Genomic DNA, 16,924 nt, shown 5'->3' with positions numbered 1-16,924 from the left:
AAACTATTGTTTGACTTTTGAAATTAAAAAAAGCAGCCGGATGGGCTGCTTACAAATAGCTTTGAATTCGTGAGCTATTCAGTTTGTTCCATCTATATTGATAGACAGGCCTTCCGATACCGTAGATCAGGGTTTCATCCACCACGCCGATATCTTTCAGAAACCTGAGGTACTTTCTGATCGACACCCGTGAAATGGACGTCACGTCTGCGATATCATCTGTTGAAAACGATTGTCCTTCTAAACTCACAATCTTGTCGTAAATAGATGATAATGTACTGCTCGTCAATCCTTTCGGTAGAGGTGCCTTATTCCCGGCTTCTTGAACATCCCTAAGTAAAAGTAAATCCAATTCGCTCTGATCGATGGTAGATTGCTTTTGAAGCATTCGATTACTCTCCCGGTAAGACGTCAATGCTTTTTTAAACCGTTCAAATTCAAAAGGCTTGATCAAATAGTCCACTACCCCCATGCGAAGGGCGCTCTGAATATTATCGACTTCTGATGCCGCTGTTATAAGTATGACATCTGTTTCCCGCTGTTCCTTCCGTATTTGCTCTAATAAATCCATCCCCGTGTGTTTCCCAGGCATATAAACATCCAGTAAAATCAGGTCAATCTTATACTCATTTACTTTCACCATGGCATCTTCAATTGAATTCGAAATCCCGATTAAATGAAACCCTTTGATTTCTTCCAGATACCTTTGATTAAACCTGGCCACCATCGGATCATCTTCCACGATCAATACATTAATCACTCTTCTTCCCCTCCTTATATGAAGCTTGAACAATCATCGTCGATCCCGAGCCCACCTTTGATTCAAGGTGCAGGGTTCCATTCAGTTTACGGAGACTTTCTTTCACTAAGAAGAGACCGTATCCTCTTCCTTCCCCTTTAGAAGAGTATCCTTTGGTAAAGATATTCTCTAACATTTCATCCGCCATTCCTTCTCCTGTATCCGTCACGACCATTTCAAATTGCTCGTCCTCATAGAATAGCTCCATCAGCACTTCCTTTTCATCACTATTTGTCGTTGCTTCAACACTATTATCCAATAGGTTTCCGATCACGGTAATCAGTTCATGTGTAACAGTAGGATCTTTGGGTTCCGGGATAAAGTCGTGACATTCAATGGTCAATGCAACGTTCTTTTCCCTCGCATAGCTCAGTTTCCCCATGATAAAACCAGCCAAAGCAGGATCCTTCACTTTCGACGTCACCGTGCTCACTTCATCGACCCTTAAGGAAACAAGCTCTTTCACGTAGCGATTTAAATGATTATAATCCTTCATCTTCACCAATCCCAGAATCACATGCATCTTATTCATAAATTCATGCGACTGGGCACGGAGCGCTTCCGCATACGATTTTACACCCGTTAACTGCTCTGCTAATTGATTCACTTCCGTTTTATCACGGAAGGTAGAGATTGCTCCGACTACTTCATCATTGACGATTAACGGAACACGGTTTACCAGGATCGATACCCCATTGATCGTTTGCTCCTCATCAAGCTCAGGTTTTCCCGTTGCGATGACTCTTTCCAACCTGGTGTGTGGCATGTATTCTTTGATGGGCATTCCAATCGGATTCGAGCTTAGTCCCGCTTTATTAAATATTTTGAGAGCAGATTTATTCACTAATGAGATGGACGTATCTTTATTGACAGCCACTACCCCCTCATGTACCGACTGGAGCATCGTATTTCGCTCTTCCAATATTTTCGCAATTGTAATCGGCTCCAATCCAAATAAAATTTTCTTTATGTATCTGGCTATAATAATCGCCCCAATGATTCCAACAATAATCCCGATCATGGATCCCACTAAAATATTCCGGTGACTCATGCTCAATGCTTCCTCCACGCTACCGAGGGAAATCCCTACTGCGACAGCCCCTATCTGTTTATTTTCATCGTTAAAGACAGGAGAAAATGCCCTGACGGATTTGCCCAAAGTCCCCTCTGAAATAGACAATGTTTCCTTCCCCAGGAGCACACCTTTCTCATCCCCGCCGACAAAATGTTTGCCGATACGGTCGGGATCAGGGTGAGATTGACGTATCCCTTCCATATCCATGACCACTACAAACAGAACCTCTGCGGATTTCTGGATATCTTGGGTGTATTCCTGAATTCGATCTGCACTTTCCCCTTCTAAACCGCTCTTCACAATCGTAGAATGCGCGACCGTCCGGGAAACGATTTTCGCCTTTTCTTCAATATTAGACTCAATATTGTCATTAATCGTCCTTGAAATAAGCAAGTCGGTAATCAAAAGTGATACCAGGACAACGATACACACGAAGAGAATGATGATGGTACTTAGTTTAAGTTGTTTCTTCTTCACAGGAGTCACTCCAGTGTTTTATTAGTATGATTCTTTATTTTACATGATTTTCGGTGTTTAAAAAGGGGCATATAAAAAAGAGGCTCCAAGTCGGATCCTGTTAGAAATGAACTTAGGACAATGATTTATATGCCTGTCCAAACAAAAAGAACCCCTAAAGAAGAGTTCTTTTCATCCAACCTATATCACTTCCCCTTAAACTCCGGCTTTCGCTTTTGACTAAACGCCAACAATGCTTCCACACGATCTTCAGTAGGAATTGTAATCTCATATGCTTTTCTCTCAATCTGTAATCCGGTCTGCAGGTCTACATTCATACCATTCTTCACGGCAAACTTAGCTTGCTGCAGGGCAATCGGGCCATTAGCCAGCATAGGTTCCACGAATGATTGGATTTCACCCAAGAAATTCTCTTTTTCTACTACTCTTGTAACCAGTCCGATGTCAAACGCTTCTGCTGAAGTTAATCGCTTAGCCGTCAGAATAAGCTCCAGTGCTTTGGATTCCCCTACTAATCGTGGAAGGCGCTGGGTTCCTCCTGCTCCCGGGATGATGGCCAGGCTCGTTTCGGTCAGTCCCATTGTGGTGCCTGCTACAGCGATTCTGAAGTCGCATGCCAGTGCCAGCTCCATTCCTCCGCCGAATGCGTAGCCGTTCATGGCGGCGATGGTTGGTTGTGGGAGGGTGGCGACGGATTGGAAGACTTCGCCGATTTTGTAGACGTTGCGGATGACTTGTTGTTCGGTCAGGGTTTTGCGTTCTTTGAGATCAGCTCCAACCGAAAAGGCTTTTTCTCCGCTTCCTGTGAAGATAACGACTCTGACGTCCGGGTTGATGCGGAGTGCTTCGACTACCTGCTGAAGTTCGTTCAATGTATCGTAATTAAAGGCGTTCATTGCCTCCGGTCGGTTGATGCTGACGGTGGCGACGTTGCCTTTTTGTTGTAGTAAGATCGATTCCATATTTGTTCTCCCCTTTTTTTAAGTGTTTCCTCCTTATGTATGATTCGACACAAACCGAGAAAACCCTTTCATTTTTTAATTGTGCCAGACACCTCTCTGGTAGGTGCATAAACGATATGTCACCGCTACCCATAATGGAGATGTGCTTGTTAGATGGTAAAAAGCTGAATTGAGCGCAAAAAGATGCTCAGTGATCCACTGAACATCTTCTTTTTTTATGATTGAAGAACTTGTTCCTTCAGCGCCCTTCTTAAAATCTTTCCTGTTGTATTCTTCGGCAGCTCATCAATGAACTCAATCGATGCTGGCATCTTGTACTTGGCAAGATGCTCTTTACAATACTCCAGTACGTCCTGGTCCGTTAAGGATGAATCACTTTTCACAACATAGCTGGTGACGGCTTCACCCAGTTCCGGATGAGGGACACCGATGACCGCTGCTTCTACAATTCCAGGATGGTTGTATAGCACTTCTTCGACTTCGCGTGGGTAGACATTGTACCCCCCGACGATGATCAGTTCTTTCTTACGGTCCACAATATAGAAGTAGCCTTCTTCATCCATCCGGGCAAGGTCACCTGTGTATAACCAGCCGTCTCGGATCGTTGCGGCTGTTTCTTCTTCCATTTTGTAATAGCCCTTCATCACATTCGGGCCTTTGACAATCAGTTCGCCGACTTGTCCGACTGGAACTTCTTCTCCAAGTTCATCGACGACTTTGTTCTCCAGGTTCATGATCGATGTTCCGATTGAACCCGGCTTTCTTGGTCGATCCAACGGGTTGAAGCATGTTACAGGCGAAGCTTCCGATAAGCCGTAGCCTTCAGAAATCATGACGTTGAATTTCTTTTCAAAGTTTTTCAAGAGGGCCACCGGAAGGGAAGCGCCACCTGAAATACAGAGACGGAGAGATGATAAGTCTTCTGGATTTCCTTCGGGATACTGGAACAGGAAGTTGTACATAGTTGGTACGCCAGCAAATACGGTTGGCTGATAGGCCTTCGACAGTTCAAAAATGGCTTTTGGACTGAAGCGCGGAACGATTAAAAGGGTCGCCCCTGTCATCAATGGAGCATTCAATACCACTGTCAAACAGAATACGTGGAACATTGGCAGAGCTGTTACGACGCGATCATCTTCATTCATTCGTAAATAGCCGCCAACATCGGTTGCATTGGAATAAATATTTTTGTGCGTCAGCATGGCGCCTTTCGGTTTCCCCGTCGTTCCGGAGGTGTAAAGGATGATGGCTACCTCATTTTCATCCACTTCCTCCCCCTTAAACGCAGGATCACCTTTCCCGAGAACACCTGTAAACGATTTCATTTTAGGATATGCAAGCGAGATTTTCTCTAAATCGATATCCTCCGCTCGTTCATCCCCTGATTCACAAATGATGAAATGCTCCACATCAGATAAAAGATGCTGCATCTTTTCGATTAATGGTACAAGCAAATCCAGTGTGACGATTGCTTTCACGTCACCATTTTTCAGAATGTAGCCAATTTCATCCGGTGTGTAGATCGGATTGATCGGTATCACCTTTAACCCCATTCGTAATGCCCCATATAATCCAATGACGAAATGTGGTGAATTCCCTAATACAAGCGCGATGTGATCCCCTTTTTTCAGACCCAATTGCTCTAAGCCGCTTGCAAATGTCGATACAGCTGCATTTAATTCCCCGTATGTACTGGAGGTATTTAAGAAATGATAAGCTGTTTTATCTGCTTTCTCTTGAGCGATTTGGTCTAACCGTGTTGCGATATTCAATTGTATCCCTCCCCTTTTCAGATAAACTGAATGAATGGTCATTCATCAAACTATTAAAAGTATTCAAAATATATTCTATATAAAGAATAGTATTAATACAAGTATCTTGTAGAAAAAAAGCCGCCCAATTTGGACGGCTCTTCCATTTTCTTATTGTGCAAAAATCGCATTGGAAACGAGTCTGAACAGATAATCTGTATGATCACGGAAAGTTGGCTCGAGTCACACGAGTAAACAGATCTCATAACATTTTGTAATCTATAGTCCAAGCTTATTCGGAATCCACATTACAGCCCCTTCCCAATAGGTAATGATAAATAAGATGAATATCCCCATCATGAGAAATGGCATGGTTGCCTTTACCAGTCTTTCAAATTTCACATCTGCTATCGAGGAAACAATGAATAAACCTGTCCCTACAGGAGGTGTGAGAAGACCTATGGTGAGATTAATACAAATGATGACTCCAAAATGAATCGGATCGATTTCAAATGCCGTGATTAGAGGCATAAAAACAGGTACTAATATGATTAAGGCCGCTATTCCATCCAGTACCGCACCTAGTAATAGCAGTAGTATATTCACCAATAACAGGAAAACAAAAGGGTTATCTGATAAGGATGTCATTTGCGTTACGATCGCTTGTGGGATTTGTTCAAATGCTATCATCCAGCCAAAGATATTGGCCATTGCAATTAAAAAAGTAACCGTCGCTGTTGCCGTCACTGTATTCACTAAAATACCAGGGATTTTTCTCCACTTTAGTTCCCTATAGAATAACATTCCTACAATAAAGGCTATTAGTGAGGCGATAGCAGCAGACTCCGTGGCTGTAAATGCTCCACTCAATATTCCAAATATAATAATGAATGGAACAAGTAATGCCGGAAGAACACTTAATGAACTCGTCATTATTTCTTTAGCAGAAGCTCTTGTCGACTTCTTAAAATTATATTTATACCCAAGGAAGGCAATTAAGCTGATAAAACCGATTCCATACATGATACCTGGAATGATTCCCGCCATGAACAAACCACCAATGGAAGTACCAGATAGAGTTCCATAGATGATAAAGATCATGCTGGGCGGAATGATTGGAGCTACTATGGAAGAGGCTAATGTTAATGCTGACGAAAACTCTCTGTCGTATCCTTCTTTTTCCATTTCGGGAACCATTACTTTACTCATCATGGCAGCCTGAGCATTAGCTGATCCCAGTATGGAAGCTAAAAACATGTTAGCAATAATCGTGACATACGCGAGTCCGCCTCTAACATGACCGATTAAGACTCTTGCAAACTTTACTAACCTTGTAGTGATACCACCACCATTCATTAACTCTCCAGCCAGCATAAATAAAGGAATGGCCAGCAAACCAAAATTATCCAACCCTGAGTATAGTCTCATGGGAGTAGAGGACAGAAGTGTTACGTTTCCTACTACTAGAAAATAGAGTACGGTTGTGATTCCCAGTACAAGGGAGATAGGTACAGACATAAAGAGGAGTATAAAGAAACAAAAGACCACTAATATTGTCAATTACTTCCCCTCCTTCACCAACTCAAAGAGGTTAGATAATACATGGATACCGGCAAATGAAAGACCCAATGGTACTGCTGAATAGGGAATCCACATTGGTATTAACATGGATGTGGATTTTTGATAAGCAACACTAGGTGATAAAATCCAACTAACGCTGTAATAGATTAAGAGAACGAGAAAAACGAGCATAATCATATGCCCTAAAATAAGAATGATCCTTTTAACTTTTGAAGAGACATATTCTAATAAGATTGTGACGGAGGCTTGGGACTTATACTTCAGCCCCAAGCTCCCCCCTATAAAACTAATCCAAATCAGCAGAAATATAGACACTTCTCCTGCCCATGATAATGGGGAATTAAGGATATAACGAAAACCGACTGCTAACGTTACGATAACGGCCATCGAAAACATCAGGATCATTGACAGTATCTTTTCTATATAAGAAATGCCGTTACTTATCGCTTTCATGATTTTGACCCCCTATTGCTAATCTATTATTTACGGAAGGTATCAATAAACTCTTGAATAAGTGGATCTGTCGGACCATATTTCTCATCAAACTGCTTCATCTGTTCTTTAAAAACTTCAGAATCAAGTTCGTAGATTTTCATACCTTCATCTTTTAGGGTTTGTTTGAATTCTTCTTCTTGTCCAGCTCTTGTAGTTGCTGCGAAATCTGCGGCTGCCGCCATGGATTCACGGACAATTTGTTGGTCTTCTTCAGACAGTCCTTCGAATGTTCCTTTATTCATCATGGCCACTGCAGGCCAAACCATGTGATTAGTCACCGCTCCATATTTAACTACCTCATGATATTTATTGGTGATGGCTGCATCCAAGTCCATGTCCATTCCATCAATTACACCTGTTTGAACGGCAGAATATACTTCCGGTAATGGGAGCCTCTCAGTAGAAGCACCGGAGAATTGATAGAAATCCTGCATTGGTGGACTAGGTGTAACACGCAGTTTTAACCCCTCCATATCTGATGGGTTCTTCACTTCTTTATCTTTAAACAACATCACTCGTTGGCCGGCGAATAAATAGTCCAGGCCAACTAGACCTTGCTTATCTATCGTATTGAGAATATTCTTTGCTATCCCTGAATCTCTTGCTTCATTCGCCGCATTTAAATCTTCAAAGGCATAAGGAGTAAACCACGCAGCAAATGAAGGTTCCCTTGAGCTCATATATGCAGCTGTTATCAAACCAAAATCAACTGAGCCGGCAGCGATTTGCTCTACCATATCTGCTTCCGTTCCTAACTGACTTGATGGATAAATTTCCACTTTCATACGACCTTCTGATCTCTTTTCCAGCTCTTCTTTAAATTTTTCTGCCCCTTTATGCCACATATGACTCGGTGGTGTAATATGAGCTAATTTAAAGCTATACGTTTTTCCCTTATTATCATCAGTTCCACTGCTTTTTTCTGAATCTCCAGAACCGCAAGCACCCAATACACCTAATATAAGAAGAAGACTCAACAAGTTTAATCCCCATTTTTTCAAACTTTTCACTTTCATTTCCCCCTCATTCATTATTAAAGCGTTTTCAATTATTGAAAATCCAATGAATGCATTCTCTAAAGTTGCAGATGTAACCCTAACAGATTACTAGCTTCGAAATGTTCTCCTTGCTCGATAAGCTTTCTGATTCTAGTTGAGGAAATTATTGATCCTTGCTCGCAACAAACAGGATTCATTGTGCTTACATTAAAAGATTTCCTGAGCATTTCCACATTGCCTTTTCTACCATTACCAAATCTAAAATCGTTCCCAACAAATATTTCTTCCGGGTGAAAACTCATTAGAATGTTTATAAATTGGGAAGATGATTGTTTTAGGTACTCTTTATTGAAACTGGCTATAACGGCATAATCAACACCCAGAGACTCTATACGTTCCAACTTCTCATCCAAGGTGGTAAGAATTTTAGCACCTTGGAAATAAGCGCGAGGTGGTGGATCAAAAGTATACACTACACTTGGAATACCTCTTTTTTTGCTTTCATGTACGACATGAGTAATCACAGATTGATGTCCTTTGTGTACACCGTCAAAGGCCCCAATTGTTATGATCGACTGAGGCAATGTTAATGACTGACCATGAAGTGTTTGCACCATTAGCACCTCCAATAAATAATAACCTTAAATACTTACTATTCTTTCAACGTTCCACCAACTGCCCAATTCCCCTTTGGAACTTCATTTATTAAAATTCTTACTTGTTCCGGGTTTGTTTTTAAACATTCACAAATAGACTGAGTCAGAGATTTTACAAGCTCTTCTTTTACTTCGGGACTCCTGCCTTCGAGAATATGAAGATAAGCAATCGGCACCCTTATTCATCCTCCCCTTTACACACATTAAAACCAATGAATCCAAGGGGACCAAAATCAACCTTCAAAGAGTCACCATCATAGATATTGATCGCTTCGGTTATTCCTCCCGTTAAAATAACCATCCCTGCTTCAATGCCCAGACCATCTCGATCCAACATTTTGGCTAATTCAATAATGGATTTGACCGGGTGCCCTAAGACAGCAGACCCTTGACCAGATTGAACTTCTTCTCCATTTCTAAACATGGAAACTTCCAGATTTTCAAGTGAATGGCTCAAAGGGGAATATGCTTGATCACTCAGTATAAAACGAGAAGAAGAAGCATTATCTGCCACTACATCCACTAATGTAAAAGAGAAATTTTTATATCGGCTATCAATAACTTCCACTGAAGGCATGATAAATTCTGTAGCACTCCAAACATCCCGAGGTGTCAGGTTGCTTCCCTTTAAAGCTTTCTTCATTACAAATGCAATTTCCGGTTCAACTCTGGGATGGATCAATCCTTGAAGAGAGAGAGAGTCTTGATTGATCTCCATTGATCGAGTTAGTCTCCCATAAATTGGTTCATTCACACCAACCGATTGTTGTTTTGCGACACTCGTTAAACCCATTTTCCACCCAATTTTATGATCTCCCCTTTGAAGGGCACATTGTTCCCATAATTTCTGAATTTCATAGGATTCATCAACCGTTAAGTTGGGATAAGCCAGTGTAATCTTATCCATCTCAATTCCTTTTACCTGATGAAAATCTATGTTTTCCGCTAATTTTTTTAAGTTTTGTGTTTTAGTTTCCATTTTTATCTCCTTTCTACAATACAGTAGCTTTCTTTGATAATTCGCTGGCAACGTCTACAATCATATCTTCTTGTCCTCCAACAACCCCCCGTCTACCTAATTCCACTAAAATATCTCTTGGATCAACATTGAATTTCCTGGCCGCTTTTTGTGCATGGAGTAAGAAACTCGAATAGACACCTGCATAGCCCAGAATTAAACTACCTTTTGTAATTTCTTGTGGTTTTTCTAGAATGGGGGCTACAATATCCTCTGCCAAATCCATCATTTTATAATGATCGATTCCAGTCTCAATGTTCATGCGATCCAGTATCGAGATCAATACTTCTGTTTGGGTATTTCCAGCACCTGCGCCTAAACACCGGACACTCCCGTCGACCCAGGTTGCTCCTTCTTCTATTGCTGTAAGAGTATTGGCCATCGCCAGTGAAAGATTATTATGTGCATGAAATCCAATATTTGAATGGAGGCTTTGCTTTAATGCTTTCACTCTTTCCCTTACTTCATGAGGAAGCATGGCCCCTGCAGAATCAACAATATAAATGGTATCCGCCCCATAGCTTTCCATTAATTTCGCTTGTTGTATTAATTTGTCAATGGGTGCCATGTGAGCCATCATCAAGAAACCGACCGTTTCCATACCCAATTCTTTTGCCGTTTGAATATGTTGTTTCGATACATCAGCTTCTGTCACATGGGTAGCAATACGAGCGAGCCTTGCTCCTGCTTGCTCTGCCTTTTTCAATTCTTTAACCGTTCCTATTCCCGGTAGGAGCAAAACCCCTATCTTTGCTTGTCTGCATACCGAAACAGCAGCTGATATCAAATCAAATTCATTTGTCTTTGAAAGCCCGTACTGCAGGGAGGAACCCCCTAAACCATCTCCATGCGAGACTTCAATATAAGGAACGTTTGCTTCATCTAAGCCTTTTGCTACATTTATTACTTGATCTACTGTATAGCTGTGACCGATAGCATGACTGCCGTCTCTTAAAGCTACCTCTGTCACAGTAATATCCCTATTTGTCACACTCATTCTCCTTTCTCATTTACTCGAGGTGAATTTTTATGTCTGCTGAGTCATTACATATTTAGCTAGTTCTTCCCCTACTTTCACTGCAGACGAAGTCATGATATCCAGGTTTCCGGCATAACTCGGTAAGTAGTCACCAGAGCCCTCTACTTCAAGGAAAACCGTCACTTTATTGTCTTCAAAAATAGGATCTGTTCGAAGGCGGTATCCAGGAACATATTCACTCACTCTCTGTACCATGTTTTTGATAGATTGAGTAATCTCTTTTTGATTTACATTTCCTTTTACTAAACAATAAACCGTGTCCCTCATTAAGATTGGAGGTTCAGCTGGATTAAGAATGATAATCGCTTTTCCATTTTCAGCTCCTCCAATCACTTCAAGACCTTTAGCTGTTGTAACTGTAAATTCATCAATATTAGCTCTTGTGCCAGGACCCGCACTTCTACTGGATATTGTGGCAACAATTTCTGCATACTCCACTTCAGTCACTGAATTTATACTGTGCACGATGGGAATGGTCGCTTGCCCTCCACATGTGATCATATTTACATTTTGTTCATGTAAATGCTCGTGTAAGTTTACAGGTGGAACAACAAAGGGACCGATAGCAGCAGGGGTAAGATCAATCACCTTTTTACCGAGATTTTTTAATACTTCAGCATGGTGATGATGTGCTTTTGCAGATGTTGCATCAAATAATACATCTGCCAATTCATGTCTTTCTAAGAATCCATCCAACCCATTCGAAAAAGTTGAAAGACCATGTTCCTGTGCCATTCTTAATCCTTCTGAATTTGAGTCAATACCAATCATAGCCGTTATTTCCAATACATCTGAACGAAGCAATTTCTTCATTAAATCTGTACCTATATTCCCAGACCCGATTATAGCAACTTTCGTTTTCATTTCTTTTCCTCCTTACCTTTCAAACGTACATGAAACCTTTCCCAGACCATCAAACACAGCAGAGAATTCATCACCTGGATGTGCGTATACTGCTGCTGATAAAGCACCTGATAAGATCAACTCCCCAGGTTCCAGTGTCAAATTAAACTCATGAAGTTTATTGGCAAGCCACGCTACACAATATGCTGGATCTCCCAGTGCTGCTGAACCCTTCCCCGTATTCATCAGTTCACCATTACGATAGAAATTCATCCCTACTTCTTTTAAATTGACATCCTCTATTGAAACTGGTCGATCCCCTAATACAAATAATCCTGATGAAGCATTATCGGCAATCGTATCTTCTAATTTAATCTTCCAATCTGTAATTCTGCTATCCACAATTTCTAATGCAGGTAATACATAATCTGTAGCCTTCAATACATCATCTGCAGTTACGTTAGGACCTCGTAACTCTTCTTTAAGGACAAAGGCGATTTCCCCCTCCACCCTTGGTTGAAGAACTTGTGGCTTCAACACTGTTCCGTTGTTCTCAATGGCCATTTCATCAAGAAGGTGTCCATAATCTGGTTCATCGACACCAAGTAGTTCCTGCATGGCGATGGAAGTGAGGCCAATTTTTTTACCCACTACGGTCGCACCCGTTTCGACTTTCCTGGCGATCGTTTTTAGTTGGATGTGATAGGCTTCTTGAATCGTGATCGATGGCTTTAATTCTGTTAAAGGTTTACTTCCCTCTCTATTTCTCTCAGCTTCTATAAGATGATTTGAAAAGGTCTTGATTTCTTCGCTTATTGTTTTCTCAAACATGGACAGCTCACCTTTCCTATAATTTAATCGTGATATTGGAAAGCTCACTATAAAATTCGAAACTATGCATGCCACCCTCTCTGCCTATACCGCTTTGTTTCATACCCCCAAATGGAGTGCGCAGATCTCGCAAATACCAGGTGTTCACCCAAATAATTCCTGCTTCTATTTGGTGAGCTACTCGATGGGCTCTTCGTAAATCATTTGTCCAAATCGTCGTCCCTAATCCATAATGAGTATCGTTTGCTTGTTCAATGACTTCCTCTTCCGTTTCAAAAGGAAGTACAGTTACCACAGGCCCAAATATTTCTTCACGAACACATGTTGCATCTTTATCAAGACCAACAATGATCGTCGGCATGATAAAATACCCTTTGTTTTCTTCCTGAGAACGACCTCCTCCGGCGAGGATGGTTCCCCCTTCATCTCTGGCTGATTGTATGTAGCCCAACACTCGATTATAGTGTTCTTTACTTATTACTGCGCCAACTTTGGTTTCATCACAGAAAGGATCACCTACAATAAGCTCTTTTGTTCTAGCAACGAACTTTTCTAAAAAGGATTCATACACCGAACTTTCAACATAAATTCTGGAACCACACAGACATACTTCCCCTTGATTCATAAAACTTGATTTAAGTGTCGTCTCGATCACTTCATCCAAGTCGGAATCTGCAAAAATGATGTTAGGGTTTTTCCCACCTAGTTCATATGATAGTTTCTTTAAAGATGGGGCAGCGGCTTTCATAATTGCGGTTCCTGTCTTGGTTTCCCCTGTGAACGTAACAGCATCAACGTCAGGATGTTCGGTAATGGCAGCCCCTGCTGAGCCAGGTCCAAAACCATGAACTAGATTTACTACCCCGTCTGGTACTCCAGCTTCTTTACATATTTCTGCCAGTACTGTAGCTGTCATGGGAGTCCACTCAGCAGGCTTCATAACTGCTGTATTTCCAGCTGCAAGGCAAGGTGCCATCTTCCATGTAAGAAGTAATAATGGCAGATTCCAAGGATTGATCATTCCCACTACCCCAACTGGCCGGCGAATGGAGTAATGAAGGGCTTGTTGATCTTGCTGATATGCCTCTGTTCCCATAGAGGTCAAGTAGTCTGCAAAGAAATGAAAGTTATAGGCAGCTCTTGGAATATCAATTTCAAGTGCCATTTGATAAGGTTTTCCGGTATCCATGGATTCAAGTGCAGCTAATTCTTCTTTACGTTCAAGAATCAGGTCGCCAATACGTCTTAAAACGGCAGAACGTTGGCTTGAAGTGAAGGTTTTCCAAGGTCCCTTTAAAGCGGTTTTCGCTGCTTTTACAGCTTCATCTACTTCCTTCTTACCTCCTTCTGAAACGTTTCCGATTTTTTCCTCTGTAGCTGGATTAATATTTTCGAATGTTTTCATATCAAATGAATCTCTATAATCACCATTAATGAAATGTCTGCAATCTATTGGTCTAACTTTCTGATTGGATTTTTCTTTTAAATGCACTGAAAGTCCCCCCTGCTACTATTCACACGTTATTATTTTTGAAAAAAGGTGACAAACAACATGTCACCTTTTTCCATTTCATTTAAGTTAATGGGTCTTCAATTTCTACAATCATTTCAATTTCAATGGCAGTTCCTCCAGGTAATTGTGCCATCCCCACAGCTGACCTGGCGTGCTTACCTTTTTCACCAAAAACCTCTACTAATAAATCAGACGCACCATTCATTACTTTTGGCTGATCCGTAAAATTATCTGTACAATTGACAAATCCTAGTATTTTCACGATTCTCTTGACTCTTGAAAGTTCTCCAAGTTCATCCTTCAACACGTTTAATAGATTCATCATGGATTGACGGGCAGCCAGATAACCCTCCTGTACATCAAATTCCCTGCCAATCTTTCCATGATACTCATCGACCCCTTGACCAGAAGTGAAAATCAGGTTGCCAACACGAACTCTACTAACATAATTCCCCACAACAGGGCGTACAGGAGAAGTCTTAAGTCCCAGACTTTGAAGTTTCTCCTCTGGTGTCATTAGTTTTTGTTCCATAGTCAGATTTTAACTCCTTTATATTTAAGAATTTCAACGCATTCTCACCTAAGATCATTCGTCTTTGAACGTCTGTTAATTCGTTCATTCCATCTATTACTCTTCCTGGTGGAATCTCTCTTAATAAAAATGGATAATCTGACCCCATCATTACTTTCTCATGACCAAATCGATCAATTAGATAGTTCACATTTAAAGAATCATAGTTTAAGGAGTCAAAATAGAAATTTTTCACATAATGACTTGGTGGATGCGTTGTTAATCGTAATTGCGGCCATACTTTCCACCCTTGATCCAGTCTTGGTAAAATGTACGGGAACGATCCTCCACCATGGGCAAAACAAATTTTTAAATTAGGAAATTTCTCTATCACACCACTCCAAACAAGACTGGCAGCGGCAAGAGCTGTCTCACTCGGCATTCCGATGGTATACATAAAGTTATGTCGAGGTGTTCGGTCCTTAGCCATCGTCTCCCACGGATGAATAAATAAAGGTACATTCCATTTCTCGGCCATTTCAAAAAATTCAAGGAATTCAGGTGCATCTAAATTTTCGCCATTTATATTTGTACCTATCTCAATTCCGTATAAATTTAATTCATTAATGCAACGATCCATTTCAGCTACTGCTGTTGCTGCATCCTGCATGGGAACAGTCCCTAATCCTACAAAACGGGAGGGATTCTCTTGAACGGTTTTTGAAATAAAGTCATTTTGAATTCGTGCCATTTCAAGTGCTGCGTCCTTATTTGCCCAGTAAGAGAAAGTGACGGGAATGGGAGAAAGCACCTGAATGTCTACACCTTCTCTATCCATATCCTGTATTCTCTTTTTTGGACTCCACACTTGATCAGTCACTTCTCTAAATATCTTTCCTTCTACTAAAATATTAGCTCCACACGCACATGTTTGATGAAGAACCGGCCATTTCCCTCCATATTTATCAGCAAAATCCGGGAGGTCCTTCGGAATGATATGGGTATGAAAATCTACTCTCATTTCCATTCCTCAGCTTCAGGGGGCATTTTATAACCACAATTTTCACATATACGCAGATCTTCACTTGAATTAAAATGTTCTATCGCTTCTTTCACCTGTGTTTCAATATTCGTCAGTTGAACAGTCGCCCGATGCATTTCATGGTCACATTTATCACAGAACCATACAAAGCTTTCAAGTTCTCCCTGGTCCCTTTTTCTTTCTAAAACAATTCCATAGGAATCTGCTACTCTATGAGGAGAGTGTGGTATATTTGCCGGCAGCATAAATATCTCACCTTCTCCCACAGTTACAACTTCTCGTTTTCCTTCATCATTAATGCACTCTACGTATGCGTTGCCTTTAATTTGATAGAAGAATTCATCAGAAGGATCCACATGGAAATCACGACGTTTATTGGGACCTCCAAGTAACATGGCAATAAATTCAGAGTCTTCCCAAAGCACTTTATTATTCACTGGCGGCTTCAATAAATCTTTATTTTCTTCAATTGTTTTCAATAAATCCAATACCCGTGTTTTTAAGAAAGATTTTGATTGAGTAGTCATTTCATTACCTCCTGAATGATTGTAGTTGTTACAATACACTGCTTATATAGCCGATATCTTTTGAAATTTTTTCAGCTGTATTTACCACACTTCTAATCATTTCATTGCGATTACTGCCATTCATATATGTGATCGGTCCAACCATATTAAGCGCAGCAATCGTTTGACCCGTATATGACCGAATAGGTGCCGCTATACCATATAGCCCTAGTTCATTTTCATTATTGCTAATCGCAAATCCTTGGGATTTTATTTGCTTTAACTCTTCTTTCAATTTTGAAATACAGGTAATTGTATTTGGTGCACGTTGTAAAAGGCCCTTAGCAATCGTAGGTTTAATCAGCGAAGGGTTATAAGCCAATAAAATCTTCCCCGTACTCGTACAATAAGCAGGTTTCGTTGCCCCGACATATGTGGGTACGGGAAGCGATGTTTTTGATTTCACCTTTAAAACGAATCGTACTTCTCCTGAATCGAACATTCCAATATGGACAGTACCGTGAAATTTTCGTATTAGATTCTCACAGAATGGCGTTGCCTCACTATATATATCCTGCTGATACATAACGTGATTGCTCCATTCTAATAGCTTCCAGCCTAATCGGTATTTTTTTCGGCTATCTTGAATCAGCATTCCTTCTTCACATAGGGTACGCACTAAATGATGGACAGTACTTTGATTCATTCCTAGTCTTTCGGCAATTTCATTATTGCCTAATGCCGGTTCATCATTGGTGAAACAATTCAGAATTTTGGAAATCTTTTTCACAGAAGAAATCACTTGTTATCCCCCTCATCCTACTATT

Annotated in this window: 18 protein-coding genes; all 18 read right to left on the bottom strand. The window is 40.9% G+C overall.

Going from position 1 to position 16,924, the window contains the following annotated elements; all coding sequences use genetic code 11:
• Positions 1 to 49: 49 nt before the first annotated feature.
• The 18 genes from F0342_RS06220 to F0342_RS06135 all read right to left on the bottom strand — a co-directional run bounded on the left by F0342_RS06220 (position 50) and on the right by F0342_RS06135 (position 16,899).
• The gene (locus tag F0342_RS06220; RefSeq protein WP_149155132.1) at positions 50 to 760 is read right to left on the bottom strand and encodes a response regulator; all 711 of its coding nucleotides are present in this window, start codon (positions 758 to 760) and stop codon (positions 50 to 52) included.
• Positions 753 to 2,351 (bottom strand): DcuS/MalK family sensor histidine kinase, encoded by a 1,599-nt coding sequence (dcuS, locus tag F0342_RS06215; protein WP_149155131.1) that lies wholly within the window; start codon positions 2,349 to 2,351, stop codon positions 753 to 755. Before dcuS ends, F0342_RS06220 begins: the two co-directional genes overlap by 8 nt.
• A gap of 185 nt (positions 2,352 to 2,536) precedes the next feature.
• Positions 2,537 to 3,313: an enoyl-CoA hydratase-related protein gene (locus F0342_RS06210; protein ID WP_149155130.1), complete on the bottom strand. Its 777-nt coding sequence runs from the start codon at positions 3,311 to 3,313 to the stop codon at positions 2,537 to 2,539.
• A 215-nt stretch (positions 3,314 to 3,528) separates the two neighbouring features.
• Positions 3,529 to 5,085 carry a fatty acid--CoA ligase family protein gene (locus tag F0342_RS06205; RefSeq protein ID WP_149155129.1) on the bottom strand — a complete coding sequence of 519 codons (1,557 nt, stop codon included), beginning with the start codon at positions 5,083 to 5,085 and terminating at the stop codon, positions 3,529 to 3,531.
• A 258-nt stretch (positions 5,086 to 5,343) separates the two neighbouring features.
• A complete protein-coding gene (locus F0342_RS06200) occupies positions 5,344 to 6,624 on the bottom strand; it encodes a TRAP transporter large permease (protein ID WP_149155128.1) in 1,281 nt (426 codons plus the stop codon).
• Entirely contained in the window at positions 6,625 to 7,098 is a 474-nt protein-coding gene (locus F0342_RS06195) for a TRAP transporter small permease (protein WP_149155127.1), read from the bottom strand.
• Positions 7,099 to 7,124: 26 nt separating this feature from the next.
• Positions 7,125 to 8,156, bottom strand: coding sequence for a TRAP transporter substrate-binding protein (locus F0342_RS06190; RefSeq protein ID WP_188048429.1), 1,032 nt, complete (start codon positions 8,154 to 8,156; stop codon positions 7,125 to 7,127).
• A 59-nt stretch (positions 8,157 to 8,215) separates the two neighbouring features.
• Complete coding sequence (locus F0342_RS06185; protein ID WP_149155125.1) at positions 8,216 to 8,755, bottom strand: FAD synthetase; 540 nt, start codon at positions 8,753 to 8,755, stop codon at positions 8,216 to 8,218.
• 35 nt (positions 8,756 to 8,790) lie between these two features.
• Entirely contained in the window at positions 8,791 to 8,970 is a 180-nt protein-coding gene (locus tag F0342_RS06180) for a tautomerase family protein (protein ID WP_149155124.1), read from the bottom strand.
• A 2-nt stretch (positions 8,971 to 8,972) separates the two neighbouring features.
• Complete coding sequence (locus F0342_RS06175; protein ID WP_188048428.1) at positions 8,973 to 9,773, bottom strand: 2-keto-4-pentenoate hydratase; 801 nt, start codon at positions 9,771 to 9,773, stop codon at positions 8,973 to 8,975.
• Positions 9,774 to 9,786: 13 nt separating this feature from the next.
• Positions 9,787 to 10,809: a 4-hydroxy-2-oxovalerate aldolase gene (gene dmpG, locus F0342_RS06170; RefSeq protein ID WP_149155123.1), complete on the bottom strand. Its 1,023-nt coding sequence runs from the start codon at positions 10,807 to 10,809 to the stop codon at positions 9,787 to 9,789.
• Between the two features lie 30 nt (positions 10,810 to 10,839).
• A complete protein-coding gene (locus F0342_RS06165; protein WP_149155122.1) occupies positions 10,840 to 11,715 on the bottom strand; it encodes an acetaldehyde dehydrogenase (acetylating) in 876 nt (291 codons plus the stop codon).
• A gap of 12 nt (positions 11,716 to 11,727) precedes the next feature.
• On the bottom strand, positions 11,728 to 12,525 hold the full coding sequence (locus F0342_RS06160) for a 2-keto-4-pentenoate hydratase (protein ID WP_149155121.1): 798 nt from the start codon (positions 12,523 to 12,525) through the stop codon (positions 11,728 to 11,730).
• Between the two features lie 16 nt (positions 12,526 to 12,541).
• Positions 12,542 to 14,017 (bottom strand): aldehyde dehydrogenase, encoded by a 1,476-nt coding sequence (locus F0342_RS06155; RefSeq protein ID WP_149155120.1) that lies wholly within the window; start codon positions 14,015 to 14,017, stop codon positions 12,542 to 12,544.
• 82 nt (positions 14,018 to 14,099) lie between these two features.
• Positions 14,100 to 14,570, bottom strand: a complete 471-nt coding sequence (locus tag F0342_RS06150) for a RidA family protein (protein ID WP_149155119.1) — start codon at positions 14,568 to 14,570, stop codon at positions 14,100 to 14,102.
• Positions 14,518 to 15,576: an amidohydrolase family protein gene (locus F0342_RS06145; RefSeq protein ID WP_149155118.1), complete on the bottom strand. Its 1,059-nt coding sequence runs from the start codon at positions 15,574 to 15,576 to the stop codon at positions 14,518 to 14,520. The genes F0342_RS06150 and F0342_RS06145 overlap by 53 nt, the downstream gene beginning before the upstream one ends.
• On the bottom strand, positions 15,567 to 16,118 hold the full coding sequence (locus F0342_RS06140) for a 3-hydroxyanthranilate 3,4-dioxygenase (RefSeq protein ID WP_149155117.1): 552 nt from the start codon (positions 16,116 to 16,118) through the stop codon (positions 15,567 to 15,569). The genes F0342_RS06145 and F0342_RS06140 overlap by 10 nt, the downstream gene beginning before the upstream one ends.
• Before the next feature lie 28 nt (positions 16,119 to 16,146).
• Positions 16,147 to 16,899, bottom strand: a complete 753-nt coding sequence (locus F0342_RS06135) for an IclR family transcriptional regulator (protein ID WP_149155116.1) — start codon at positions 16,897 to 16,899, stop codon at positions 16,147 to 16,149.
• Between the last annotated feature and the right edge of the window lie 25 nt (positions 16,900 to 16,924).

The organism is Bacillus sp. CH30_1T (assembly GCF_008364765.1).
Taxonomy (GTDB): Bacteria; Bacillota; Bacilli; order Bacillales; family Bacillaceae_B; genus Rossellomorea.
The sequence above is the reverse complement of the archived record's forward strand: the minus strand, read 5'-3'. Positions and strand labels throughout refer to the sequence as shown.

What these genes read in the sequence shown, in the direction of transcription:
- F0342_RS06210 (WP_149155130.1), bottom strand. Translation starts at nt 3,313, where the DNA reads ATGGAATCGATCTTACTACAACAAAAAGGCAACGTCGCCACCGTCAGC.
- F0342_RS06195 (WP_149155127.1), bottom strand. Translation starts at nt 7,098, where the DNA reads ATGAAAGCGATAAGTAACGGCATTTCTTATATAGAAAAGATACTGTCA.
- F0342_RS06190 (WP_188048429.1), bottom strand. Translation starts at nt 8,156, where the DNA reads ATGAAAGTGAAAAGTTTGAAAAAATGGGGATTAAACTTGTTGAGTCTT.
- F0342_RS06185 (WP_149155125.1), bottom strand. Translation starts at nt 8,755, where the DNA reads ATGGTGCAAACACTTCATGGTCAGTCATTAACATTGCCTCAGTCGATC.
- F0342_RS06175 (WP_188048428.1), bottom strand. Translation starts at nt 9,773, where the DNA reads ATGGAAACTAAAACACAAAACTTAAAAAAATTAGCGGAAAACATAGAT.
- dmpG (WP_149155123.1), bottom strand. Translation starts at nt 10,809, where the DNA reads ATGAGTGTGACAAATAGGGATATTACTGTGACAGAGGTAGCTTTAAGA.
- F0342_RS06165 (WP_149155122.1), bottom strand. Translation starts at nt 11,715, where the DNA reads ATGAAAACGAAAGTTGCTATAATCGGGTCTGGGAATATAGGTACAGAT.
- F0342_RS06160 (WP_149155121.1), bottom strand. Translation starts at nt 12,525, where the DNA reads ATGTTTGAGAAAACAATAAGCGAAGAAATCAAGACCTTTTCAAATCAT.
- F0342_RS06150 (WP_149155119.1), bottom strand. Translation starts at nt 14,570, where the DNA reads ATGGAACAAAAACTAATGACACCAGAGGAGAAACTTCAAAGTCTGGGA.
- F0342_RS06145 (WP_149155118.1), bottom strand. Translation starts at nt 15,576, where the DNA reads ATGGAAATGAGAGTAGATTTTCATACCCATATCATTCCGAAGGACCTC.
- F0342_RS06140 (WP_149155117.1), bottom strand. Translation starts at nt 16,118, where the DNA reads ATGACTACTCAATCAAAATCTTTCTTAAAAACACGGGTATTGGATTTA.